Raw genomic sequence first — 25,896 nt, forward strand, 5'->3', positions numbered from 1 at the left:
TTCATGTCTGGTTTTTTATGGTTGATGACTGCGACGAATTTCTGTAATTTGGTCTGCCACATCCAACAGAGATTTAGGTATTTCTGAACCTGTAAAAATCATATCAATATGGCTGGGACGTTTGGCTATAAATTCCAATACTTCTGTTTCTGGAATTAGACCAAAATTCACAGCTAAACTTAACTCATCCAACACAATTAGAGAATACTTTCCTTCAGCTATTACCTGTTGTGTATATTCCCACAATTTTTGTAAAGCCTGAATTTCTGCTGCTTCTAAATGTGGTGTATCAACACAGCGGGGTAAATCACAGCGTAGCCAATCTAATTTTTGACTCATGTGAATAGGTTGATCATGTCCTTGACGAATACCGCCTTTGAGAAACTGCACTATTAAAACTGGTGTACCTTGACCAGCAATTCTCAGTGCTTGCGCCATAACGCTGGTAAAAAAGTTACGATTTGGGCTAGTGAAAACTTGTACTAGGCCTTCCACAGAATATGGTAAGTTAAGACTGGAATTGATACTTGGGGTTTCTAGCTGTGCAACCATCATAATTAAGTTTAAAAACTAAAATAGCCGTTTTAGGGATTGAGACAAGAAAATATTCTCGTCTATCTCTAGTTTATTTGATGATTCACCTTATTTAGTCAAACACCAGATTTATTCTCAAGTCAATAAATATAGTGATTGACATTTTTGTGATTCTTGCTTAAAAGTAGTGGTAACAATAAAAACTAATTCTGGGTAGTGTTGATTAATTTAAAATCCGAGCTAGGGACTGAAAATTATTAAAAAAATAGATTTATCATTGAATTTAGGTAAAAAATCCCTAGAGAGTTTCGAGAATATGAGGAGTGAACTATTGTGAAATTAGTGATTTTAGGAGGTTCAGGATCTGGAAAAAGCACTCAAGCACACAGGCTTTGTAAGTATTTTGATGTTCCTCTAATTTCTACAGGGGAGATATTAAGGACAGCCATAACTGATAATAAATCAGACACTGATCACAGAGAACTACATAATTTAGGGAAAAATGCCCAAGCTTATGTTGTCAAAGGGGAATTAGTTCCAGACGAAATCATGATTGAGTTTATGAAACTGCGTCTGAGTCAAGAAGATGTGAATAGTGGTTGGGTATTAGAAGGATATCCCCGTACGGCTTTTCAAGCAGAAGAACTAGATTTTTTACTAGACAGTTGGCAAGAAAAGTTAGATTGGGCAATATATTTGCAAGTACCAGAAGCAGTCATGGTTAACCGTTCATTAGGGCGATCGCTCCCAGATGATCAACCAGAAATAGTCCAGCGACGTGTAGAACTATTTTATGATTGCACTATCCCCATTCTAGAATATTATGACCGTCGTCGCCGTCTATTAACCATCAATGGTGACAATCCACCAGAACAAGTACAGCACAATATTCTTAGTTTGCTCAATCATAGTAAGTAACAACCTAGTTAAAAACTTTTTATCTTATTCCCTGTTCCCAATGAATAAATGACTAATGATAGGGATAATGTTAAACACAGAATAGAAAAAATTTGAGGCAATTTCATGGCTTGGCAACGTCCCGATGGTAGAAAACGTGAAGAACTACGTCCACTTAGTTTTTCCCCTAACTTTACCCGCTTTGCACCTGGTTCAGTGTTAGCAAAATGTGGAGATACTCAGGTACTGTGTAACGTTACCATGACTGAGGGAGTACCTAAATTTTTAACAGGTAGTGGAAAAGGTTGGTTAACTGCCGAATATCGGATGTTACCAGCTGCCACACAACAACGACAGCAAAGAGAATTCTTGAAATTATCAGGAAGAACACAAGAAATTCAACGTTTAATTGGACGTAGTTTAAGAGCCGCTTTAGATTTTGAAATACTAGGGGAACGGACATTAACTGTAGATGCTGATGTACTCCAGGCTGACGCAGGTACAAGGACTACAGCAATCACAGGTAGTTATATCGCTGTCGCTCATGCTATTTCTCAATTATTGCAGCAAGGAAAATTAGCGCGTTCTCCACTCTGTGGACAAATAGCTGCGGTTTCTGTCGGCCTACTAGAAGGAGAAGCATTTTTAGACCTTAACTACATTGAAGACGTAGCCGCAACCGTAGATTTTAATGTAGTCATGAATCACAAACTAGGAATTATTGAAGTTCAAGGAACAGCCGAAGAAGGTAGTTTTAGCCGTCAACAGTTAAATCAATTGTTAGATGTTGCAGAAACAGGAATACAAGAATTATTAATGGCTCAACGTCATATAATTGATGATTGGGATACCATATTTACTGGAAATTAATAACTCATATTTACCCATTAATAGTTACCAAAAGTTAATTATTATATGATTTTATAGATTAATTTTTGGGCTAATTATTACATATTTATAATATGGAAATTCTGACAAAAATAGATGAAAAGATACCTAAAAGTAATCCGACTTTTTTGGACAGCGGCTATTTCTACAGAAATGGAATATCGTCTCAACTTTGTCATAGCTACCCTCACCAGTTTAGGAAATCTTGCAGGTAGCATTTTTGGCTTATTCTTATTTTACAGAAAAGACTACACTTTTCCAGGTTGGTCCTGGGAAGCAGCATTAATAGTATTAGGAATTTTTACGCTTCTACAAGGTTTTTCAGCTTCCTTCCTCGCTCCCAATTTAAACCGCATAGTTCGTCATGTCCAAGAAGGTACTTTAGACTTTGTACTATTAAAACCTATCCGCAGTCAATTCTGGCTATCAACTCATACCCTATCACCCTGGGGACTACCAGATTTAATCTTTGGTTGCATCATCATCGTCCATGCAGGTCAACGTTTGGGTTTAGGAATAAACAACTATTTACTGAGTATTTTGCCTTTGACTTGTGGTTTAGTTATTCTTTACAGCTTGTGGTTTATCTTGGGAACAATGACTATATGGTTCGTTAAAATATACAATGTGACTGAAGTATTGAGAGGTTTATTAGAAGCTGGCAGATATCCAATTGTAGCCTATCCAGCAGCTTATCGTATCTTCTTTACCTTTGTCGTTCCAGTTGCATTTTTAACTACCGTTCCCGCACAAGCAATGTTAGGTGAGAGTAGGTTAAGTTGGTTAATAGGTGCAGTATTTTTAGCTGGAGTGTTATTTTTGGTTTCTACTTGGTTTTGGCGGTTTGCCTTGAAATTTTACACCAGTGCTTCTAGTTAAAGATATACAGATTATTTTCTTGACATCAATACCTTGTCCAAATTGGAAAAAGTATGATTCGTAGCGACTGTCTTAATTGTCAAGCGATAGTTAAGCAAAAATGACAATGAATAACTCAATGGATAGTAAAGCATTTGAGGCATTTATTGAGAAGTTTTTAGTGACTCAATTATGGTCAGGATTTGTAGTCGTTATGGATAATTTACTTAGCTTATTGATTTGCAACGAACTGTAATATGGGAATAATTTAGGCATAAACTTCCCCATTTTTATTTTCTGAAATTAAATTACCACTGTTCGACCCAATAAACAATTTCCGCAGATGAAATATTAATTGCTACTCCATAACTGCTACCATGCTTCCATTTAAATCCAGGTTGTCCTTGTTCCTGTGCTTTTAATACCAATATTTGATATGTGTTGGGGAAGGTTTCTATCTCAGATTGACTGGTATGAAAAAATGTAGTGGGAACGCCATTCGGTTTTTTAATATGGTCGTTTGTATCACCTCCTTGATATTGATGCTCTGCAATTTGATTGTAGTGATTAAATAATTTTTTAATTTGCTCTGGAGATTGTTTTAAGCGAACTTGGAAAAAACTACTGCTTTGTCTCCAACCTGATGAATAAGCCATAGATACGGGTTTGGTGTTAGCGAGAATGTTCGCTGGAAAATGTTGTATTTGTTGGCTATTAGACCATTTATAATCACGGATTTCTTGATAAAGTGATACATCTGTAATTATCTGTGGACTGCTATTGTGATCAGCCGTTTTGGTGAGGAGAAAACTGGCTAAAGATATGCTAAAACTACCAAGAGAAAATAGACAAACTGTGGCGAGTCTGACAAAAATAGATTGCTGCATTTAATTGAGTAAATCTAGCTAGTAGATTAATTAATATCCCTACTGATTAAAAGGCGATCATGATGATTTTGAATCTACCGCTAGAGATACAAAAATTAGATTTAGTCAATGAAATTAGTAACAAAAATAACAGTTTATTTGAGAAGTGATTTTAAAAGTTGCTGATGGTAATTTGAGGAACTGATGGATATCCTCAACCCCCTCAAAAAAGGGGGCTAAATTTGTCTATTATGGTATTGAAGGGATGGAAAAAGAACCAGCAATTATGCCACCTAAAATTAAAAAACCAATCCAGACGTTTTGACGAAACATGAAACCATAGATGGGGTTGGGTAGTTCTGGTTTGGTTAAGCGTATAAATTGCCAAGTCCAACCACCAGTAGCAATGATTAAACTCAACCAGAAAATATTGTTAAGATTGACTGAAATTCCTACTCCAGTGAGGAGAATTACTGTACCAAGAAAGAAAATACCAATAGCGATGGGGGCATATTTACCAAAGAATAGGGCGCTGGAGTTGACACCAATGCGTTGATCATCTTGGCGATCGCTCATAGCATAAATTGTATCAAAACCTAAAGTCCAAAGAACTGTCGCCCCCCAAAGTAACCAGGTGGGTGTAGAAATGTTTTGTGTAACTGCACTCCAGCTAATTAATACGGCAAAACCCCAAGCGATGGAAAGGACTAATTGAGGTATGGGAAAAACTCGTTTTGCACCAGGATAAAGTAAAATTACGGGTACGGCTGCTACAGATAACCAAAAGCTCAAGGGGTTAAGATAGAAGGCGAGAACTGCTGCACAGGCTAGGGCAATGATCCCAACTGCGATACCTACTTTGATCGAAAGGGCGCGGGAAGCTAAGGGGCGATCGCGTGTTCTCTCTACCTGGGGATCTATATCTCGATCCCATAAGTCATTGACTACGCACCCGGCAGCACTGGTAGCTAGAGTGCCTAGTATGATTACTCCTACTAGGGGTACAGGGGGTTTACCAGCAGCGGCTAAAAACACAGCCCAGAGTGCAGGAATCATTAAAATTAATCTACCTTCGGGTTTGTGCCAACGTAAGAGACGAATAATGATTAGCGATAATGGTTCTTGGTGACTTTCTGGTGTTGTTACCATGTTTCTTGCTTTTACATATACTTTCATTTATAGAATATCGTTATTTGCTGGCTGTAGATGTGGGTTTCGGTTAAAGGATGTAAATTAGATATGAATTTCATTGAACGCAGATAGACGCAGATAAACGCAGATTAGGTGGCGATATTTTTGTTGATTTTTGGTAACTGTCAAGATTTAACTGCAAAAGCCGATAGATTGTAATAGATTGTACGTAGTAAGTGTTGAGTGGGGATTAAACCCACAATTAGCCATCCGTTATTTAATAGAGAGAAACATAAATGCTGAATGTAGTTTCAGCTGACTGGGATAGTGTACTAAATCAACCAGTTAAGCAAAATAGAATTATTGCAGCTATTGATATCGGCACTAATTCTTTACACATGGTAGTAGTGAAAATTGAACCGACACTACCATCTTTTACAATGATTGCTAAAGAAAAAGAAACGGTAAGATTGGGCGATCGCAATTTAGAAACGGGAGAATTAAAACCAGAAGTAATCAAAAAGGCGATCGCTTGTTTAGGACGTTTTCAAGAATTAGCTAAAAGTTTGGAAGCAGAAAGTATTATTGCTGTCGCTACCAGTGCTGTCCGAGAATCTCCCAATGGTAAAGATTTTATCCACAAAGTAGAAACAGAAATAGGTTTAAATATTGACTTAATTTCCGGACAGGAAGAAGCACGACGCATTTATTTAGGTGTCCTTTCTGGGATGGAATTTAATCATCAACCCCATATTATTGTTGATATTGGCGGAGGTTCAACGGAATTAATTTTAGGAGACTCCCAAGAACCCCGCAGTCTCACCAGTACAAAAGTAGGTGCAGTCAGATTAACAGGAGAATATATTACCACTGATCCGATCAGTGATCAAGAATTTCAATATCTGCAAGCCTATGCACGGGGAATGTTAGAAAGGTCTGTAGAAGATGTACTTTCCCATCTCCAGACTCACGAATCTCACCAGTTGGTAGGAACATCAGGCACTATTGAAACCATTGCAACCATCCATGCTAAGGAAAAAATGGGTGTTGTTCCTTCCACCCTCAATGGTTATCAATTTACTCTCCAAGACTTGCGGACATGGGTGACACGTTTGCGACGGATGAACAATGTAGAGAGGGCTGCTGTTGCAGGAATGCCAGAAAAGCGGTCAGAAGTGATACTAGCTGGGGCAGTGATATTACAGGAAGTAATGAGCCTGTTAAATGTAGAATCAATTGTACTGTGTGAGCGTTCTTTACGCGAAGGTGTAATTGTAGATTGGATGTTAACCCACGGTTTAATTGATAATCGCCTCCGCTATCAAACATCAATTAAAGAGCGAAATGTTTTCAAAATTGCTAATAAATACCAAGTCAATTTAGAACATAGTGAACGGGTTGCTGCTTTTGCATTAAGTATATTTGATCAAACTCAAGGAAAATTACATACCTGGAGTAAAGATGAAAGTCAATTACTTTGGGCTGCGGCAATTTTACACAATTGTGGTCATTATATCAGCCATTCTGCACACCACAAACATTCATACTATTTAATTAGAAATGGTGAATTATTGGGTTATAACGAAACGGAAATCGAAATCATCGCTAATTTAGCTCGTTATCACCGTAAATCTGTACCCAAGAAAAAGCACGAAAATTACCGGAATTTACTGCATAAAGAACACCGACAAATAGTTTGTCAACTGAGTGCAATTTTAAGATTAGCTGTGGCTTTAGATAGGAGACAAATAGGAGCAATTTCTCATGTACAGTGTGATTATTTACCAGATTCAAAAGAATTAAAAATGTTAAATTTTTCATCTCAATCTGATGATGATTGTGCTTTAGAATTGTGGAGTTTAGATTATAAAAAATCTGTGTTTGAGGATGTTTTTGAAGTCAAAATTGTGGCGAGTTTAGTTAATTTAGCAGGGTAATTTTTTTCTAAAGCCGCTAATTTTTAGGGTGCGTTAGTAATGGTTAGCGCACTTTTATTATTTTGGGGATTCTGTATAGAGAATATATGTTTTTTATTCAAAAAATCCGATCATTAAATAGGTCTTGCTTTTTAATCACCCTCTTAACATCCTGATTTTTGTACTTGGGAGTTATATGGCTATTATTTTGGATTTATCTTCTATCCTGTCTGCTGCTACGGATGAAATTTCATCATTAACAATGGTTAAGTCAAACCAGAAAGTAGTACCAACTCCTACTTCACTCACTAAGTGAACTTGACTGTGATGTCTTTCCATGATGTTTCTGACAATTGACAAACCCAAACCTGTACCTTCAAGAGTATGAACCCGGTTTTCTACTCGGAAAAAACGGTCAAATATGGCTTGTTGGTCTTCTGGTGCAATTCCTATTCCCGTGTCACTTATTTCAATGCGTACTTGTTCATGATAATTGTTATCATAAGAGACGCTATTAAAATAATGTTCTTGTTTTGTGTTGTTGTTATCAGCCGCAGAGCCAGAAATTATAGGTTGAGGGTCTAACTGGTAAGCACGAATTGCTACTTTGCCTCCTGCTGGTGTAAATTTGAGGGCATTACCGATTAAATTACCAAATACTTGCAGTAATAAATCATAGTTACCCATGACCAGGGGTAAATTGGGGGTGACTTCTTGAACCAGTTGTATACCTTTATCTTTGGCATTCAGCTGATATGTACGTAGAGTTTGCTCAAGAGCTTGTGCTAAGTCAACTCCGTTAAAGCTGTAGGTACGACCTGATTCTAATTTTGATAAGTCTAGGACATCGTTTACTAAGCGAGTAAGTCTATCTGTTTCATTGTTAACCGTGGCTAAAAATTCTTGTCGTTCTTCGACAGCTAAATCTTCACCGTAGTCATGTAGGGTTTCAATATATGTTTTGATATTAAATAGCGGTGTGCGTAGTTCGTGGGATATATTACTAATAAATTGGCTTTTAGCTTCGTTGAGTTCTACCTCACGGGTAATATCTTGGACTGTTATGGCTATACCTTTAATACTTTCCCTTTGCAGGTTTAAGACTGTAGTTAAAAGAATACGGATAGTTCGTTTAGTAGGTTGATTTAAAAGAATACGGAACTCAGCACTTTCACGCTCACCTGCTGCCATTTCATAAAGTGTGCGGCTAATTTCCATTTGCACACTTTGAGGTAGGTGATGCAGTAAATTTTTACCGACTACATCAACCCCTTCCCAGGTAAAAATACGCCTAGCTGTGGGGTTGACTAAAATCACTTGCATATTGTTATCAATTAAGACTGCACCATCGGCGATAGTGGAAACTAATGTTTCTAGTTTGGCTTTTTCGGCGGTGAGTTCTTCAATATTTTGCTCTTCATAGCGTTCTAGACGCTCTGCCATTTCATTAAAACTGAAAATAAGTTCTCCTAGTTCCCCTCCCAGTGGTAAGTCAATTCGCTGTTTAAAATTGCCAGTGGCGATTTGTTTAACACCTACTAATAATTCTTTAATTGGCTTTGTAATTGTTAAAGCGTTAATCACTCCTGCCAAAATTACCATTACCCAAATTGTGATGAACACAGCAATAGTGACATCACGGGTAAAATTAGTAGATATGACTGCGGTTTGGTTAGGATTGATGCCAATAGCTAAGACACCTAAATATTTGCTATCTGCTATCAAGGGAATAAAAACATCCGTAACTACGCCATCTGGGGTATTATGTTGGCGCACCATGGGCTGGTCTTCATTACTGGGATAATCTTCTGGTAGTTGTATTTTGCGTTCAATGGTGAGGGAATTTTCTACTTCTGGCTCCCAAAAAGGTATGCCGAAAAACATTTTTCCGGTTTCATCAGCGTACAACATATATCGAACGCTGGATGTGCTGCTGTAAAAGCGTTGGGAAAATTGAGCTACTTCTGTAAGATTATTTTCAGCAATTAGGGGGGTAACATTGGAAGCTAGTAGGAGTCCCAGATCACGACCAAAGCGGGTATCATTAAGACGGGCATCTTGCTGAATTGTGTTCACTGCCCAAAAGGTTAGTCCGCTCATGATTAGAGAAACTACTAGAGTAGCAACTGCTAGAAGTTTGGTTTGGAGGGTAAACTCGTACCACCAATGATTAATGACGTTACGGATTGTTGTTAAAAAAGCCAGCATCTTAAATATTGACTATATATAGTTGTAGTTGTTTGGTTTTCTATCCCAACCAACCATTTAAAAATTAACAGTTAATTCCCAAAAGGTGTTAGGGAAAAGTTGAGAAGGTAGGTGGAGGTGATGGTGGTGGGATGAAAGAACTACTAACCTGCTAACTTATGATTCTTGGTTCAGGACACGATGACCTATGTCTCTACGGTAATACATTCCTGAAAATTGAATCTCTTTAATTCCAGTGTAAGCTTTAGCGATCGCTTGTTGAAAATTTTCACCTAAACCAGTAATATTCAAGACTCTACCACCGTCTGTAACTATTTGTGCGTCTGCATTTAGCTTTGTCCCAGCATGAAATACTATTGCTCCTGCTAATTTTGCTGCTTCTAGCCCGGTAATTACTTTACCTTTATCATAGTCTCCAGGATAACCTCCTGAAGCTGCGACTACGGTAGCTGCTGAACCTTTTTTCCAGTCTAAGGGAGGCATTTCTCCAAGACGTTGATGAATACAAGCCAAAATTAAATCTTCCAGGGGTGTTTCTAATAATGATAAAACCACTTGGGTTTCTGGATCTCCAAAGCGACAGTTAAACTCTAAAACTTTAAAGTCACCGTTGGCTGCCACCATTAAACCAGCATACAGCACTCCTCGATAATCAATGCCTCTGTTTCTCAATGCGGTAATGGTTCTTTCCAAAACTTCTGTTTGTACTCTTTCCATTAGTTCTGGTGTGGCGATGGGTGTAGGTGCATAAGCTCCCATCCCACCTGTATTTTCTCCTGTGTCGCCTTCACCAATGCGTTTATGATCTTGAGCAGGTAGTAAGGGACGAATTGTTATCCCGTCTGTTATTGCTAAAACGGAAACTTCTTGACCTAATAAGCATTCTTCAATGACGACGGAATTACCTGCACTACCAAATTGTCCTTGCAAAATATCATCAATGGCAGTTTCTGCTTGTGCAACGGTTTGAGCGACAATTACTCCTTTTCCAGCTGCTAAACCATCGGCTTTAACAACTATTGGCGCTCCTTCTGTGCGGATATAATTTTTCGCTGCTGTTGCTTCTGTAAAAACCGCTGCTTTGGCTGTGGGAACTCCTGCTTCTTGCATTAAAGCTTTTGCCCAGGCTTTACTAGCTTCTATTTGCGCTCCTGCTTGTACTGGCCCAAATACTTTTAATCCTTTGGTTTGCAAATAATCTGTAATACCTTTTGCTAAAGGAACTTCTGGTCCGACTACCACTAAGGAAATATCATTTTCTACAGCAAATTTACTTATACCTTCAAAGTCATCTACTGCTAGGGGTAAGTTTTGACAACCTTGCATGGTTGCAGTTCCACCGTTTCCAGGTACACAGACAACTTGTTCAATTTTTGGTGATTGTAGCAGTTTCCACGCTAGAGCGTGTTCACGTCCCCCGTTACCGACAACTAAAACCTTCACGTCTTCCCTCTTGCGTTCCTAGCAAAAATGCGAAAAAAATGCGAATACCTAAAAAGACACTCGTAGAGTAATTTTTTCACTATTGGGTCAAATAATCAAGATTTTACTCAGACCTGAAGTTTGCAGGAATAGGACAGTTTCTATTTCCTATTCCGTTTTTTTTGTCAGAATTCAGGAGTGAGAATGTTTAATCAATCTGTTTTAATGATTTTATTGATCTGGATGAAAATAATTATAAATTTCTTGGGCTAATTGTGTACCAATTCCAGGGACTTCGGCTAGTTGTTTTGTGGTTGCTTGACGGATATAGTCTACGGATCGAAAATGGGCTAATAGCAGTTTTTGCCGATGGTGTCCTAGTCCTGGTATTTCGTCTAAACGCGATCGCTTGAGTTTATCACTTCTTTGTTGACGATGGAAACTAACTGCAAATCTATGGGCTTCATCTCGCAATCTCCTTAATAATTGTACTCCTGGTTGTTCGGAATTGGTTTCTAAAGGTTTTGATTCTCTTGGTAAAAATATTTCTTCCCGTTTTTTGGCTAAACTTACTACCTGCAAATCTGCTAATAAATTCATTTCTTCTAAAATAGAAACTACGGCAGATAATTGACCTTTACCACCATCAATCATTATTAAATCTGGCCAGTCAGAATTACCGAATCTTGTTAATTTAGGATCTTCAATATATTTTCTAAATCTCCTCTGAATCACTTCTGCTAAACTAGCAAAATCATCGGAATGACCAATGGTAATATTAGGATTTTTGATTTTATAATGACGGTAATATTGTTTGGCAGGTAAACCATCAATAAATACGACTTGAGAAGCTACTGCATTACTACCTTGAATATGAGAAATATCATAACCTTCTATCCGTTTTGGTAATTCTGATAAGTTTAATATTTCCGTTAAATCTGCTAATGATTTTTGATTACTATCACCCAACTTTTGCATTCTTTGGAGTTCATATTGGGCATTCTTTTCCACCATTTCTATTAATTCGGCTTTTGTTTGCCGTTGAGGGGCAATGATTGTCACTTTTCTGCCTTTACGTTCTGTTAAAATATCCCCTAAAATTTCTCCATCCAATAATTCATGTTGTACTAAAATTTCGCTGGGAATTTCTACATTTTCTGCTGTTTGGTAATGTTCTTCTAAAACTCTTTGTAATATTGCTCCTGGTTCAGCTTCGGAATTAGCAACAAAGGCTAATCTTCCTACTAATTGACCTGCACGAATTTGAAATAGTTGAATGTAGGCGTGTTGGTCATCTGCGGCTAAGGCTATGGCATCTCTGGATATGGTATCATCAGGTAAAGATACTTTTTGTTGTGCGGTTAAGGATTTTAAACCAGTAATTTGATCACGTATTTTTGCGGCTGTTTCAAAGTTTAATTCTTCCGCAGCCGTTTCCATTTGTGTTGTTAAAATATCAATTAATTCTTGGGTTCTACCTTGAAATACCATGGCTACTTTTTGGACAATTTGATGGTATTCTGGGGGAGAAATTAGTTGTTGACAAACTCCAGGACAACGCCCTATATCATAATTTAAACAAGTCCGGTCTTTAAACAAAGGTTTTAGTCTTTGTCTGAGGGGAAAAATACGTTTACAAAGGTGAAATATTTCTCTTAATAATCCAGAATCTGTATATGGGCCAAAATATTTATCTTTGGCTTTTCCTAATTGCCGTTTACGAGTGATAAAAATACGTGGATATTGTTCTGACCAAGTAATACAAAGATATGGATATTTTTTATCGTCTTTTAATAAAACGTTAAAGTATGGTTGATGTTGTTTAATTAAGTTGGCTTCTAATGCTAAGGCTTCTGCTTCGGTGTCCGTGACAATAAATTCAATTTCTGTCACTAATTTCACCATTGTGTTAATGCGTTCGGTTTTGTTGGTAGAGTCACGGAAATAGGAACGAACACGCGATCGCAATTTACGAGATTTACCGATATAAATAATGCGATCACTACTATCTCGCATTAAGTAAACTCCCGGTTCTGCGGGAATTTCTGTTAAGCGATTTTCTAGTTTTTCTGGTGTTTTAACTAATGGTAAAGCTTGGGATGATGTGGTCACGGTTAAATTTAGGTAATTTTACAAATATACCTTTATCTATTTTAAGCTAACTCATAAATTCAGAAATTCTACTTACAGCAGTTTCTAATATTGATGAGTCTTGCACCAAGGCAAAACGGACATAACCTTCTCCCGCTGCACCAAAACCAACTCCTGGGGAAGCTGCAACTCCAGTTTGTTTAACCAATTCAGTACAAAATTGGATAGAATTATGACTCCAAGGTTCTGGTAATTTTGCCCAGATATACATTGTTGCTTCTGGTGTGGGAACTTGCCAACCAATTTTATGTAAGGCTTTGATAAAAGTATCTCGACGTTGGCGGAAAGTGGTAATTGTGTTTTTTATACCTTGTTGATTGCCTGATAATGCGGCGATCCCTCCGTTTAAAATTCCTAAATATTGATTAAAGTCAACATTTGCCTTAATCTGTTTTAAAGCTCTGATTAACTGGGCATTACCAATTGCATAACCAATCCGAAAACCACCCATATTGTATGACTTGGACAAGCTAAAAAATTCAATAGAAATACTTTTTTGTGGGTCGGCTTGAAAAATAGAGGGAGCTATGGATTGAGTATTAGAAATTTTATCGTCTGTAAAAACCACATCTCCGTAAGGGAAATCATGGACTAAAACAATATTGTGTTGTTGACAAAATTCTACCGCTTCTTGGAAGAAAGACAAAGGAGCGATCGCACTGGTAGGATTATGAGGATAACTGAGAACCATCATCTTGGATTGAGATAAAACTGAAGGGGGAATGTCAGTCAAGATTGGTAAAAAATTGTTTTCTGCTGTTAACGGCATTGTATAAATTTGCCCCCCTGCTAAATAAACTCCACCTGTATGGGAGGGATAGCCAGGATCTAATAAGAGGGCAAAATCACCAGGATTAAGGATTGCTAGGGGTAAATGGGCAGTTCCCTCCTGAGAACCAATTAAAGGTAAAACTTCTGTTTCTGGGTCAACAGAAATACCATATTTTTGCTCATACCACTGAGCTACAACTTGGCGAAATTGTTGAGTACCCCGAAATAACAAATAACCGTGGGTACTGGGGTCATAGAGAGATTGGGAAATGGCCTCTAAAACGTGATTTTGTACAGGTAAATCTGAAGATCCTAAAGACAAATCAATTAATTCTTTGCCGGCAGATATGGCCACAGATTTAGCTGTATCCATATCCGCAAAGACGTTAGATTGTAAGAACTGTAGTCGGTTAGCAAATTTTATTTTATTCATTGGTTATTAGTCATTAGTATTAGTGTAATGGTATGGGTTTAGCAATGCTAAACCCCTACAAATAATCATTGACTAATTACTATTTAGATGTTGCTCCAAGAAGCTGAGTAATTTATCTTTACTGATGACTCCCTCAGTTGAGTCTAACAGTTCCTTTTCTTTGATCAATCTGAGCGCAGGAACACCTTCTACCTGATACTGTTTGACAGTTATAGGATTAGGGTCAATTTCCATTTTCACAACTTTCAGGCGATCGCTGTATTTAGTAGCTGCTTGATTAATCATTGGCGACATCAATTGACAAGGACCACACCAGGAAGCCCAAAAGTAAACTAATACAGGCTGATCGGCTTTCAAAACTTCTGTTTCAAAATCAGCGTCAGTGATAGTTATTACACCCTTACTCATTAAAGTCTCCATTAGGTGGCATTGTTAAAAGTTGACACACAAATTACTCTATCGTAAAAGTAGCTCAGGAGTCAGTAGGGGTTTAGCAGTGCTAAACCCGTACAGGAGTCAGAAATTAGCAGTCCAAGATATAAAAAATTCCCACTACCAAGAGGTGTGGGAATTATTGCAGTTTGATTTTTGCAAAAATTACAACTGATCTAATTGCTTTTTCAAAGCTTCTAATTCAGAATCTACAGGTTCAGCTGGTTTACTGGTTTGTTCTGCGGGTAGTTGTGGCTGACTAGCAGAAGTTGCAGGAGGTAGCATACTTGCTTTTAAAGCTGCTAGTTCGTCATCTACATCACTACCAGATTCTAATTGAGCAAACTGACTTTCTAAACCCGATCCTGCCAATTCTCCCACGGACTGAGCGCGGGCTTCTTGCATCATCACTTTTTCTTCCATGCGCTCAAATGCTGACATGGCACTGCTAGTATTCATATTACTAACCATAGAACCCAGTTGTTCTTGGGCTTTAGCGGCAGTAATCCGAGCTTTGAGCATTTCTTTCTTAGTTTTAGCTTCAGAAATTTTGCTCTCTAACTGGACTAAATTTTTCTTGAGATTTTCTACTGTAGCAGTTTGCTGGTCTAAGCTAGTTTTTAAGGCTGTAGCAGTTTCAGTAACTGTTTTCTTGCGCTGTAATGCTTGTCTTGCTAGGTCTTCTTCACCTTTTTGGAGTGCTAGTTGGGCATTGCGTTGCCATTTGTCCATTTCTGTGGCTGCGTCTTTGTACTGTTTATCAGTGCGCTTTTGGGCAGCGATCGCCTGAGCAACACCCTGACGTAACTGTACTAAATCTTCCTGCATCTCCAGAATAGCCTGTTCCAGCATTTTTTCTGGGTCTTCAGCCTTGCTGATTAAATCATTAACGTTAGCACCGACTACTCTTTTAATACGATCAAATAATCCCATAACTTTGTTTTTCCTTGTGAGGTTTACGCGCTTGGTTAGACAGTGGAGTTTTTTACTGTTTAAGAGCTACCTAATTTAAATTTAATCTTTTTAGTTAGGAATGGTATCCTTTCTCCATTCTGAATCATGAACCTATAATTCAGCTACATTAACTAATCACATTTAAGACTGTGGAGTTTTAGGTAGTTACTATTTTAGGGGGTTTTTCCCTGAAGAGGTATTATTTACATCATTTAACATTTGCGTTTTCATTGCTGCTAGTTCAGCATCCACATTACTAATAGAATTCAAGTCAGCAAATCTTGTTTCCAGATTATCACCACCGCTCAGTTGACCAATTACTTCTGCCTGTGATTCTATTTGTGTAACTTTATCTTCCATCCGTGCTAATGCACCCAATGTAGATGTATTAGAAACATCACTCAGCATTTCCTGAAGTTTGTAAGATGCTTGAGCAGAACGAGCGCGGGCGATATACATATCTTTTTTGGTTTTCACCTCGGAGATTTTTAGCTCCAAGTTCCGCATATCCTGTTTGAGTTTATCTACTATTTGTTTTTGCTGTTCTATTTGCTCAAACAGGGCTTGAGCGGTTTTTTGATATCCTTGACGTTTGCTGAGAGCTTCCCTAGCCAAGATGTCATTATCTTGTTGGAGTGCTATTTGGGCGCGACGATACCATTCTTCAGTTTGAGACTGTGCTGCTAGTGCTTGACGTTCCGTACGTTTTTGGGTGGCGATCGCACAGGCAACGCCTTGGCGCATTTGCATTAAATTGGACTGCATTTCTGCTACTGTCTGCTCTAAAACTTTTTCTGGATCTTCAGCACCATTAACTAAGTCATTGAAATTGGCGCGAATTACTCGCGCTACACGCTTCAATATTTCCATTTTGGTTGCTCCTTTCACTGTTTATCAACCAACAAGTTGAGGATGATTTTAATTGTGAATTAAGAATTGAATTACCGATTATGGTTGACGGACACGGGCTTTAATTCCCTTTGCTTTGAGTTCCTGTAATCTTTTGTTTACTTCGGCTTCTGTCTTTAACGCTCCCAAATAAATGTACTTTGTCCCATCTGATAGGTAAGCGTCAGGAACAACCTGCTGCGCCATAGCTAAAGCATCATTACCTTTATTATCAACTATTAAATAATAGTATCCATCAGCTGAAGGTTTGATCACAGTATTTGCTGCTGATGGTGTGGTTTTTGGTGTAATACTGGGCAGTGCGGGTGGTTTGAGAGGAGTTTTAGGTGTGGCAATAGCTACAGGTGTTAGAGGGGTACTTGTGGGGGTTGGGGTGGGTTTAGCTTTAGGTTTTAAACCAATCACATCATTAGGATCTCTAACTTCTGGAAATTCACGAGCAGCCAAATTGGGATATTTAGCTATGGGTGTGATGTTTGGTTCTGGTATGGTTGAAGTATTGACATCAGCCACATCTGGTTTTTCCGCTTTGAATGGAGAACTCAAGTTAAAGTTAAAAAATTTGAGTTTGCTGACATCCCACTGTGGCATGGTTTGGGGATTAAAGACTACATAGCCTAATGTCAAACTGGCTAATAATAACAACAGCATTGAACCAATACCCAAGGGTGACAGTAGACTATCATTCTGACTTTGAGGTTTTTCGGGTTTTGGTTGTTTTTCTTGGAGACTTCGCAGCAGCGCTTCACTCGATTCTAAATAATCATCTGGGTGTGTGGATGAATTTGTGGGAACGAGAGTTTCATTTTCATCCTTCTCAACTTTTGTGGGTACAATGCTACTGACAGAGTTGGTTGCGACTGGTGCTGGGGTTGGTGAGGTAAATGTTGTGGCGGTATCTTCAGCTACAGATCCAGGCAGATGGCTGGTTTCTTCATGTGGTTGTGTTTCTAAACCTGGATGTTCTGAGAAAATTGTATTTGTCTGAATTACTGAAGTCTGATTTTGTGCCGATGTGACATTTACATTGTTTACAGGTAGGACTGGATTGGTATTGTGGTTTTCTGAACTAACTTTTTTTGGTTGTCTAATTCCATTGCGTGTGCGACGGTATCTGGTTAACTCTTGCTCTAAGTGTACTTCCAAACTACCTAGTGCTGTAGCTAATTCTGGTTTTAAGCCAGACGCAGGAGAAGATTTAGTCTCAGAGTCAATTATGGGATTTTTATTCATAGTGATTTGGCCTGAAAGTTTTAAATTGTATATTCCTAGATGAATTTTATTACCTCGGATCATAAATTTCCGATTTTAGAGAAATTATTACTGGATTTAAAAGTATGTCGTTGAAATCAGTTAATGATATTTTAGGTATTCTTGCCCTAGAAACCCAACGGGAACAGCAACCTTTTCAACAGTTACTGAAATATTGGCCGGAGGTGGTTGGGACTAAGGTGGCTTTACAAACTCGTCCTTTATCTATTCAGCGTGATGTTTTGTCGGTAGCAACCGCTAGTGCCGCTTGGGCGCAAAATTTAACTTTTCAACGTCAGTCTTTGCTGCTGAAATTAAATACAAAGTTACCTCAGCCCTTGGTAAATATACGTTTTTCTACGGCGGAATGGAAGCGATCGCCATTACTGATACCTCAAGAACAAACTTTATCACCACAGGATCACCCTAGTTACTTAGGTGAAAATATGTTCATGTCTCCAGTTAAAAATAGTAGGGAAAGTGCGAATATAGCTTTTGAAAATTGGGCTAGGATGAAACAAGAGCGATCGCAGTATTTATCCTTATGTCCTCAATGTCAATGTCCCACACCAGCCGGTGAACTCCAACACTGGGGAGTTTGTTCTCCCTGTCGGGCTAAATTAATTAATCAAGGAATAGCTGATAGCTGAATCCTCACCTCAAAATTAACAAATAGACCTCAAATTTCGGGGATGAAAAAATTAGTTATAAAACAGTCGTAAATCTAAAGTCTGATTATTAAGGTTGATCCCCAATAGTTTGAGGATATAAAAGTGTGTATTTACTCACTAATCATTTACAAATATAACGCAATTATAAAGAGATAATAAACTTTTTTTTAGATGAAAATAGCTAGAACCCTGACAATATAATCACTTTTGGGCTTTATACCTATTTTGTCATAGAAGCAAAATATAAGTGTGATAAGTATTCCTCAACCACACTGAAGATGAAAGCTCATGAAACCCATTAACCCTTTAACATCTGCTTGTAGATATTGCCGTTATTATCAGCCAGAAGGCCGTCGTGGTGGTATGTGTCAACAACTGAGCGCACCAGTCAAAGCTTGTTGGAAGGCTTGCTCTTTAGCGATCCCCGCTTTTGCAACTTCATGGGCATCTTTGGAAGATGCTTGGAGTTTACCAGTAGCGCAAGAAATACCAGTTTCTGCTCATCTTAATTCCAATGTAGAGGATTTTCTACCCGCTTCAGTGAAAGAAAATGTTAACTGTTCATCAACAGAACAAACAGCCCAAGCTTTAGTTATGTAATTGTCTGCTATTAATTAGATCAGAGTTAGTCTTTTTTCAGGTTTGTAAACATAAAATTTTCCTTGAGAATTTTTGGTCTTTGTTATAAATAAATAATTGTTAATATCGCACCCTGGAAAAAGGTGCGCTTGGGAAGATGGTTAAGGCAACCAAGGAAAATCTCGAAAATTCGGGGGGCGTTTTTCTAGAAAAGCTTTTTTGCCTTCAGAACCTTCTTCAGTCATGTAATAAAGTAAAGTTGCGTTACCAGCTAATTCTTGTAACCCAGCTTGGCCATCGCAGTCGGCGTTAAAAGCGGATTTTAAACAACGTATAGCAATAGGACTTTTTTCTAATACTTCCTGCGCCCATTTTATCCCTTCAGATTCCAAATTTTCAACGGGAACTACAGTATTAACTAATCCCATTTCTAAAGCTTGTTGGGCATCATATTGACGGCAGAGAAACCAAATTTCACGGGCTTTTTTTTGTCCAACAATTCGGGCTAAATAACTTGCACCAAAACCACCATCAAAACTACCTACTTTCGGTCCAGTTTGTCCAAAAATGGCGTTATCAGCGGCTATAGTGAGGTCACAAATTAAATGTAAAACATGACCACCACCAATGGCATAACCCGCTACTAAAGCAATGACAACTTTCGGCATAGAACGAATCAGACGTTGCAAATCCAAGACATTCAAACGGGGAATACCTTCATCATCAACATACCCAGCTTGGCCGCGTACACTTTGATCACCTCCTGAACAGAAAGCATATTTACCATCTGTGTGGGGTCCTGCACCAGTAAATAGGACTACACCAATATTTGTATCTTCACGAGCATCCCAAAAAGCCTCGTAGAGTTCAAACACTGTCTTGGGACGGAAAGCGTTACGTTTGTGGGGACGATTGATAGTAATTTTGGCTATACCATCGGTTTTTTGATACAAAATATCTTCGTAGGATTTAACAGTTTTCCAGTCAGTTAACATAATTATCAATGTGCCGTTTGAGAAATTAATTTTACAACATAATTCAGTAGCGAACGGCCGTTCGCCCGTACAGAAGTCAGGAGTTAAACTAAGTTAGTGTCTAAAGTTCAACTTTAATGTTGCACTTCATCAACCTAAAATATGCTGTATCTGGGATTTGCAAATGTCTTATAGTGATTTTACTTGAGAAACTGTTAAAAAAACCTCAAACCCTGATAATTCAATCTTTCCCCCTTCAGATATGATGATTTTCTAAACAAAAGTGCATCTGAACAAATGCCCAAACCAGCAGACACCAGCACAAAAAAACTAATTAGCCTTGCGCCCGACAATTGGGTAAGATGGGTGACAGATATTCCTGATATTAAAGCCCAAGAAATTTTATCAGGAGAATTTCAATGGATAAGTAGAGAAAGTGATGTATTAATCCGTGTCACAAGTCCAGAACATGGAGAATTTTTAGTATTAAATGAAGTGCAATTGCGCTATAACTCCAAAATGCCCAGGCGAATGCGTTGTTATGCGGGACTTGCGGAAGAAAAATATCAATTACCTACTTATCCGGTGCTGATTAATATTTTGCCAACCAGTGATGTAGAAATACTTACACAATTTACATCTAATGTGGCCGGATTAACAGCAACCCAAGATTATCGGGTGATTAATTTGTGGGAAGTTGATGTGAATATTCCCTTTCAACAATCTTTACCGTCACTACTACCCTTTGTGCCAATTCTCAAAGGAGGAGGAAATGAGTCTACAATTAGGGAAGCACTACAAATTCTACGTCGAGATGACGACTTAAATCAACTGGAAACAGTTCTAGCCTTTTTTGCTACTTTTGTATTGGAAAGTGCGTTAGTTCAAGAAATTATGAGGTGGGATATGGCGGTTCTACGAGAGTCACCTTGGTATGAAGAAATACTCAAGGAAGGAGAAATCAGAGGAAAAGCAGCAGCAGAAGAACGAGGGAAAGCTGAAGGAATTATATCAAGTATACGGACGAGTTTGGAGGCGAAGTTTGGTAATGAAGCTTTGGAGTTAATGCCTCAAATTTCTCAAGTTAATGATTTGGAACGGTTACAAGATATTTTGCGAACTGTGGTTTTAGCTAATAATTTTGAGGAGTTACAGCAAAGTTTTTTATGATTTTTTCTCACGCAGAGGCGCAGAGTCGCAGAGAGTAAGAGTTTAATTTTGGCAATTTTTCAGTTTCATTAAGACTTATGCAGAAGTTACAGAAGAATGAACCACGAAGGCACGAAGAACACGAAGGTAAGAGAGTTTGAGAGATATTTTGCGTAAGTCTTATTCATATGTCGTTTCAGTAATACCAAAAAAATAATAAGCCCTCATCAATATGGGGGCTTTTTCGTTTTCATTAATTCTGATTTAACCCAATCGGTGGGGATAAATCAAAGAATCATGGAGAATTACTATATCCAGGCGTTTCCATTAATTCCGATTTAACCCAATCGGTGGGGCTTACGAACGTAATAAACAAGTCTGATTCGCTGCTAAACCAGTTTCCATTAATTCCGATTTAACCCAATCGGTGGGGGAAACGCTATTGAACGTTTTCAACAACCCACACAACGTTTCCATTAATTCCGATTTAACCCAATCGGTGGGGAGTTCGTCTAGCAGCCCTTACCCAGTAAGGATTTCAGACTGCAAATCCACACACCTCTAAAAAAGATTATAAAACCATCTAAAAAATTCGTCAAACACATAGCTCAAATCCTTACACAGTAAGCATTCGACACACCTCAACGAAAGAATAGGGGTTTTGGCGATTTGCCGAGGTGTGTAGATAGTCATGATACAAAATCTTGTTTAAATGGCTTAAAAAATAGACACAGTAAGACTTTTAGTATAATTTTGTCTGAATCAGGATGTCCAGGATTTGAGGATGTACAGGATGTGATGGATAAATTATTCATTAGGAGGTACTGTGAAATATTTTTACCAATGCCCAATGCCCCATGCCCCATGCCCAAAAATATATATCTTATGTGACTGCAAGAGTTAACTAAGTCAGATTAAAATTATTCCGGCCAAAGATCCTTGTTTGCATCTCTACACTAAGCAGGAGGTTTGATTTTGGCAAAGTTAAAAGTCGGTATTAATGGTTTTGGGCGAATTGGTAGACTGGTACTCAGAGCAGGTCTAAATAACCCTAACATTGAGTTTGTGGGCATTAATGATTTAGTTCCACCTGATAATCTTGCTTACTTGTTAAAGTATGACTCTACACACGGTAGATTAAACAGCAAGGTGGAAGCTAGGGAAGATGGAATGGTGATTGATGGTCATTTTATCCCTTGTGTTTCCGTGAGAAATCCGGCGGAATTGCCTTGGGGTCAGTTGGGTGTAGATTATGTTGTCGAATCTACAGGACTTTTCACCGATTACGCTGGGGCAGAAAATCACCTCAAAGCTGGTGCAAAGCGGGTTGTAATTTCTGCACCGACAAAAGATCCTGATAAGGTGAAAACTATGGTGATGGGTGTAAATCACAACACTTATGACCCTACAAAAGATTTGATTGTTTCTAATGCTAGTTGCACTACAAATTGTTTAGCACCTATCGCTAAAGTCATTAATGATAATTTTGGCTTGGCGGAAGGTTTAATGACTACAGTTCACGCTATGACAGCTACCCAACCGACGGTAGATGGCCCCAGTAAAAAAGACTGGCGTGGTGGACGGGGTGCAGCGCAAAATATTATTCCTTCTTCAACTGGTGCTGCTAAAGCTGTGGCTTTGGTTTTACCAGAGTTGAAAGGTAAGTTAACTGGGATGGCTTTACGAGTACCTACTCCTGATGTTTCAGTGGTGGATTTAACTTTTAAAACGGTGAAGTCTACCAGTTACAAAGAAATTTGTGCAGCGATGAAAAAAGCCGCTGAGGGTGAATTAGCGGGAATTTTAGGTTACACCGATGAAAATGTAGTTTCCACAGATTTTCAAGGTGATACACACTCTAGTATTTTTGATGCCGGCGCAGGAATTGAGTTAAATGCCAATTTCTTTAAGGTTGTTTCTTGGTATGACAACGAGTGGGGTTATTCCAACCGTGTTGTTGATTTGATGTTGTCAATGGCGAAGAGGTGACAGGGAACAGGGAACAGGGAACAGGGAACAGGGAATAAGTAAAAATTTTCTCCCCCTCACCCAAAATCGGGGTAGGCACGGGGGCGCTACCCCTACATCTTCTTACTTTTGACTTTTGAATTTTGACTTCCGCGAAGCGGTGGGTGCGCTACCAAATCATTAACCCTATGTAATTTTTATGCGTCGAACCAAAATTATCTGTACTGTTGGCCCTGCTACATCTTCAGCGGAAAAGCTAGAGGCTTTGGTAAAAGCGGGAATGAATGTGGCTAGGTTGAATTTTTCTCATGGGGCTTATGATTTTCATGCCCAAACTTTTCAGTATTTACGAGATATTGGTGATAAGTTACATAAACCTGTGGCGATTATGCAGGATTTGTGTGGCCCAAAAATTCGGTTGGGGAAATTACCAGCAGATGGGTTGATGCTGGAAACAGGTAGTGAGGTGACTTTTGTTTTAGAAAATGAGGGTGACAATATTCAGGAATTACCCTTACCGCTACCAACTTTATTCGCCATGATTAGGGTTGGTGAACCGATTTTAATTAATGATGGGCGGGTGAAGTTAACTGTTAGCGGTCGTGATACTGATAAAATTCGCGCTCATGTTGATGTTGGCGGGTTGATTTCTAGTCATAAGGGTGTGAATTTACCTGCTACTCCTTTACCTGTAAGTTCAATTACAGAGAAGGATTTGATGGATTTGCGGTTTGGGATTCAGTTGGGTGTGGATTGGGTGGCGGTTTCTTTTGTGCGATCGCCTCAAGATTTAGAACCTGCAAGACGGATGATTGAATCGGCTGGGGCAAAAATTCGTTTGATTGCTAAGATTGAGCGCCCGGAAGCTGTAGAGCAACTGAATGATATCCTTGAAGTCGCTGATGCAATTATGATTGCGCGGGGTGATTTGGGTGTGGAAGTACCAATTCACCAAGTGCCGATGATTCAAAAGGATATCACTCGCCGTTGTAATTTGATTGGTAAGCCTGTGATTACGGCGACTCAAATGTTGGAGTCTATGATTAGCTCCCCTGATCCTACCCGTGCTGAGGCTACTGATGTGGCTAATTCAATTTTGGATGGTACGGATGCGGTGATGTTGTCTGGGGAAACTGCTGTGGGTGAATATCCTGTTGAGGCGGTGCAAATGATGCACAATATCGCTATGCAAACGGAAAAGACTATCCAAGCTGGTGCTAAACATACTTGGAATCATGAAGCCGGGCGTTTGAGTGTGACTGAATCGGTGGCTCAAGCTGTATGTAGAATGGCTTATGAAACTGGTTCTAAGGCGATTCTTTGTAATACTACTTCTGGAAATACAGCGCGGTTGATTTCTAAATATCGTCCTTTGACTCCCATCATTACTCTCACTTCTGACGCTACCGCTTATCGGCAATTGGCGTTATCTTGGGGTGTAGAACCTTTGTTAATTCAGCCTGTTTACAATGCCGAGGAGATGTTTACCAATGTGGTGAATACTGTTGTGGAAAAGGGTTGTGTGAAAAAGGGTGACAAAGTGGTGATTACTTCTGGAGTGCCGATTGGTATGTCAGGAACAACCAGTTTAATTAAAGTGCATTCGATTGGACAGCCAATTACTGCTTGAAAAATCTAAAATGGGTTTGAGGCCTCAACCCAATTAGTAAAGTTAGGCAATCATTAAGAAAAATTGCCAGAATCAGAATTGTGTGGAAGATGGAAGGGTTTAAATAATTGGGGATTGGTAAATCCTAAACAAAATAAATTCACGGAGTATTTTATGTCTAAGAATTTACTGGAACAGTTGCGGGAAGTAACCGTTGTTGTGGCAGATACTGGGGACATCCAAGCAATTAAAAAGTTTACCCCCCAGGATGCTACTACTAATCCCTCTCTGATTACAGCTGCGGCGCAAATGCCGGAATATCAAGATATTGTTGATCAAACTTTGATCCAAGCGAAGAAGGATGCTGGCGCTAAGGCTACTCAAGCTGATGTGGTGACTTTGGCTTTTGACCGTTTGGCGGTATCTTTTGGTTTGAAGATTTTGCAAATTATCCCCGGTCGGGTGTCTACTGAGGTGGATGCTCGTTTATCCTATGATACTGATGCTACTTTGGCCAAAGCAAGGGATTTAATTGCTCAGTATAAGGCTGCTGGTGTTGCCAAGGAGCGGGTTTTAATTAAGATCGCTTCTACTTGGGAAGGTATTAAGGCTGCGGAAATTTTGGAGAAGGAAGGTATTCACTGTAACTTAACATTGTTGTTTGGTGTTCACCAGGCGATCGCTTGTGCTGAAGCTGGTATTACTCTGATTTCTCCTTTTGTGGGTCGGATTTTGGACTGGTACAAGAAGGATACTGGCCGGGATAGCTATCCTGCTACGGAAGATCCTGGTGTGTTGTCTGTTACTAAGATTTATAACTACTACAAAAAGTTTGGTTATAAAACTGAGGTGATGGGTGCTAGTTTCCGTAACCTTGGCGAAATTACTGAGTTAGCCGGTTGCGATTTATTAACTATTTCTCCTGCTTTGTTATCCGAGTTGCAAAGCACAGTTGCAGATTTACCTCGTAAACTTGATCCTGCAAAAGCTGCGGGGATGTCTATTGAGAAAATCTCTGTTGATAAAGCCACTTTTGATAAAATGCACGCTGCTGACCGGATGGCTTCTGATAAATTAGCTGAAGGTATTGAAGGTTTTACTAAGGCTTTAATTAGCTTGGAAAAACTTTTGGCTGAAAGATTGGAACGTTTGGAAAAAGAAATGGTTGCTGCTGGTTAAGGGATAATTATTAGTTAATTTAGATCCTCGATTTCTTTATGAAGTCGGGGATTTAATTTGTTTTAGGACTTACGCACGAGTTAGGGAATATCAAACCGCAGAGGACGCAGAGAACACAGAGGAATAGGAATTTGATAGACTTCTTG

The 25,896-nt window shown here is 38.8% G+C and carries 23 protein-coding genes and 1 CRISPR repeat array; of the genes, 11 read left to right on the forward strand and 12 right to left on the reverse strand.

The window, feature by feature from the left end:
• Window positions 1-15: 15 nt before the first annotated feature.
• Entirely contained in the window at window positions 16-552 is a 537-nt protein-coding gene (locus WJM97_RS16710) for a P-loop NTPase family protein (protein ID WP_353933194.1), read from the reverse strand.
• Between the two features lie 315 nt (window positions 553-867).
• Between WJM97_RS16710 and WJM97_RS16715 the strand changes: the two genes are divergently transcribed.
• From WJM97_RS16715 to WJM97_RS16730, 4 genes are all read left to right on the forward strand, one after another.
• On the forward strand, window positions 868-1,452 hold the full coding sequence (locus tag WJM97_RS16715; protein WP_353929914.1) for a nucleoside monophosphate kinase: 585 nt from the start codon (window positions 868-870) through the stop codon (window positions 1,450-1,452).
• A 105-nt stretch (window positions 1,453-1,557) separates the two neighbouring features.
• A complete protein-coding gene (gene rph, locus WJM97_RS16720; RefSeq protein ID WP_353929915.1) occupies window positions 1,558-2,301 on the forward strand; it encodes a ribonuclease PH in 744 nt (247 codons plus the stop codon).
• A gap of 114 nt (window positions 2,302-2,415) precedes the next feature.
• The gene (locus tag WJM97_RS16725; RefSeq protein WP_353929916.1) at window positions 2,416-3,198 is read left to right on the forward strand and encodes an ABC transporter permease; all 783 of its coding nucleotides are present in this window, start codon (window positions 2,416-2,418) and stop codon (window positions 3,196-3,198) included.
• A 106-nt stretch (window positions 3,199-3,304) separates the two neighbouring features.
• Entirely contained in the window at window positions 3,305-3,433 is a 129-nt protein-coding gene (locus tag WJM97_RS16730; RefSeq protein WP_353929917.1) for a hypothetical protein, read from the forward strand.
• A gap of 52 nt (window positions 3,434-3,485) precedes the next feature.
• On the opposite strand, the gene WJM97_RS16735 is transcribed toward WJM97_RS16730, so the two are convergent.
• Window positions 3,486-4,064: a hypothetical protein gene (locus WJM97_RS16735; protein WP_353929918.1), complete on the reverse strand. Its 579-nt coding sequence runs from the start codon at window positions 4,062-4,064 to the stop codon at window positions 3,486-3,488.
• 228 nt (window positions 4,065-4,292) lie between these two features.
• Window positions 4,293-5,192, reverse strand: a complete 900-nt coding sequence (locus WJM97_RS16740) for a 4-hydroxybenzoate solanesyltransferase (RefSeq protein ID WP_353933195.1) — start codon at window positions 5,190-5,192, stop codon at window positions 4,293-4,295.
• Window positions 5,193-5,470: 278 nt separating this feature from the next.
• Here WJM97_RS16740 and WJM97_RS16745 point away from each other — a divergent pair, with 278 nt between their 5' ends.
• On the forward strand, window positions 5,471-7,111 hold the full coding sequence (locus tag WJM97_RS16745; RefSeq protein ID WP_353929919.1) for a Ppx/GppA phosphatase family protein: 1,641 nt from the start codon (window positions 5,471-5,473) through the stop codon (window positions 7,109-7,111).
• Window positions 7,112-7,282: 171 nt separating this feature from the next.
• Here the strand turns inward: WJM97_RS16745 and nblS are convergent, their stop codons facing one another.
• The 8 genes from nblS to WJM97_RS16785 form a co-directional block, all read right to left on the reverse strand.
• Window positions 7,283-9,298, reverse strand: coding sequence for a two-component system sensor histidine kinase NblS (gene nblS / locus WJM97_RS16750; protein WP_353929920.1), 2,016 nt, complete (start codon window positions 9,296-9,298; stop codon window positions 7,283-7,285).
• 156 nt (window positions 9,299-9,454) lie between these two features.
• Complete coding sequence (gene purD, locus WJM97_RS16755; RefSeq protein ID WP_353929921.1) at window positions 9,455-10,741, reverse strand: phosphoribosylamine--glycine ligase; 1,287 nt, start codon at window positions 10,739-10,741, stop codon at window positions 9,455-9,457.
• Window positions 10,742-10,951: 210 nt separating this feature from the next.
• On the reverse strand, window positions 10,952-12,832 hold the full coding sequence (gene uvrC, locus WJM97_RS16760; protein ID WP_353929922.1) for an excinuclease ABC subunit UvrC: 1,881 nt from the start codon (window positions 12,830-12,832) through the stop codon (window positions 10,952-10,954).
• A 46-nt stretch (window positions 12,833-12,878) separates the two neighbouring features.
• Window positions 12,879-14,075 carry an LL-diaminopimelate aminotransferase gene (locus WJM97_RS16765; protein ID WP_353929923.1) on the reverse strand — a complete coding sequence of 399 codons (1,197 nt, stop codon included), beginning with the start codon at window positions 14,073-14,075 and terminating at the stop codon, window positions 12,879-12,881.
• A 72-nt stretch (window positions 14,076-14,147) separates the two neighbouring features.
• The gene (locus WJM97_RS16770; RefSeq protein ID WP_353929924.1) at window positions 14,148-14,483 is read right to left on the reverse strand and encodes a thioredoxin family protein; all 336 of its coding nucleotides are present in this window, start codon (window positions 14,481-14,483) and stop codon (window positions 14,148-14,150) included.
• Window positions 14,484-14,672: 189 nt separating this feature from the next.
• Window positions 14,673-15,440: a PspA/IM30 family protein gene (locus WJM97_RS16775; RefSeq protein WP_353929925.1), complete on the reverse strand. Its 768-nt coding sequence runs from the start codon at window positions 15,438-15,440 to the stop codon at window positions 14,673-14,675.
• Window positions 15,441-15,629: 189 nt separating this feature from the next.
• Window positions 15,630-16,331, reverse strand: coding sequence for a PspA/IM30 family protein (locus tag WJM97_RS16780; protein ID WP_353929926.1), 702 nt, complete (start codon window positions 16,329-16,331; stop codon window positions 15,630-15,632).
• Between the two features lie 78 nt (window positions 16,332-16,409).
• Window positions 16,410-17,603, reverse strand: coding sequence for a hypothetical protein (locus WJM97_RS16785; RefSeq protein WP_353929927.1), 1,194 nt, complete (start codon window positions 17,601-17,603; stop codon window positions 16,410-16,412).
• Between the two features lie 104 nt (window positions 17,604-17,707).
• On the opposite strand from WJM97_RS16785, the gene WJM97_RS16790 reads away from it, so the two are divergent.
• Both WJM97_RS16790 and WJM97_RS16795 read left to right on the forward strand, forming a co-directional pair.
• Window positions 17,708-18,271 carry a DciA family protein gene (locus tag WJM97_RS16790; RefSeq protein WP_353929928.1) on the forward strand — a complete coding sequence of 188 codons (564 nt, stop codon included), beginning with the start codon at window positions 17,708-17,710 and terminating at the stop codon, window positions 18,269-18,271.
• 309 nt (window positions 18,272-18,580) lie between these two features.
• Complete coding sequence (locus tag WJM97_RS16795) at window positions 18,581-18,892, forward strand: hypothetical protein (protein WP_353929929.1); 312 nt, start codon at window positions 18,581-18,583, stop codon at window positions 18,890-18,892.
• A 140-nt stretch (window positions 18,893-19,032) separates the two neighbouring features.
• On the opposite strand, the gene menB is transcribed toward WJM97_RS16795, so the two are convergent.
• On the reverse strand, window positions 19,033-19,866 hold the full coding sequence (menB, locus tag WJM97_RS16800) for a 1,4-dihydroxy-2-naphthoyl-CoA synthase (RefSeq protein ID WP_353929930.1): 834 nt from the start codon (window positions 19,864-19,866) through the stop codon (window positions 19,033-19,035).
• Between the two features lie 276 nt (window positions 19,867-20,142).
• On the opposite strand from menB, the gene WJM97_RS16805 reads away from it, so the two are divergent.
• The 4 genes from WJM97_RS16805 (at window position 20,143) to WJM97_RS16820 (ending at window position 25,750) form a co-directional block, all read left to right on the forward strand.
• Entirely contained in the window at window positions 20,143-21,015 is an 873-nt protein-coding gene (locus tag WJM97_RS16805; protein WP_353929931.1) for an Rpn family recombination-promoting nuclease/putative transposase, read from the forward strand.
• A gap of 224 nt (window positions 21,016-21,239) precedes the next feature.
• Window positions 21,240-21,499: direct repeats of the CRISPR family, unit length 37 nt; unit sequence CGTTTCCATTAATTCCGATTTAACCCAATCGGTGGGG.
• 470 nt (window positions 21,500-21,969) lie between these two features.
• Window positions 21,970-22,983, forward strand: coding sequence for a type I glyceraldehyde-3-phosphate dehydrogenase (gene gap / locus WJM97_RS16810; RefSeq protein WP_353929932.1), 1,014 nt, complete (start codon window positions 21,970-21,972; stop codon window positions 22,981-22,983).
• Between the two features lie 178 nt (window positions 22,984-23,161).
• Complete coding sequence (gene pyk / locus WJM97_RS16815; RefSeq protein ID WP_353929933.1) at window positions 23,162-24,592, forward strand: pyruvate kinase; 1,431 nt, start codon at window positions 23,162-23,164, stop codon at window positions 24,590-24,592.
• Window positions 24,593-24,745: 153 nt separating this feature from the next.
• Window positions 24,746-25,750, forward strand: a complete 1,005-nt coding sequence (locus tag WJM97_RS16820; protein WP_353929934.1) for a transaldolase — start codon at window positions 24,746-24,748, stop codon at window positions 25,748-25,750.
• The last annotated feature ends 146 nt before the right edge of the window (window positions 25,751-25,896 follow it).

Origin of the sequence: Okeanomitos corallinicola TIOX110 (assembly GCF_038050375.1) — a bacterium.
Classification (GTDB): domain Bacteria; phylum Cyanobacteriota; class Cyanobacteriia; order Cyanobacteriales; family Nostocaceae; genus Okeanomitos; species Okeanomitos corallinicola.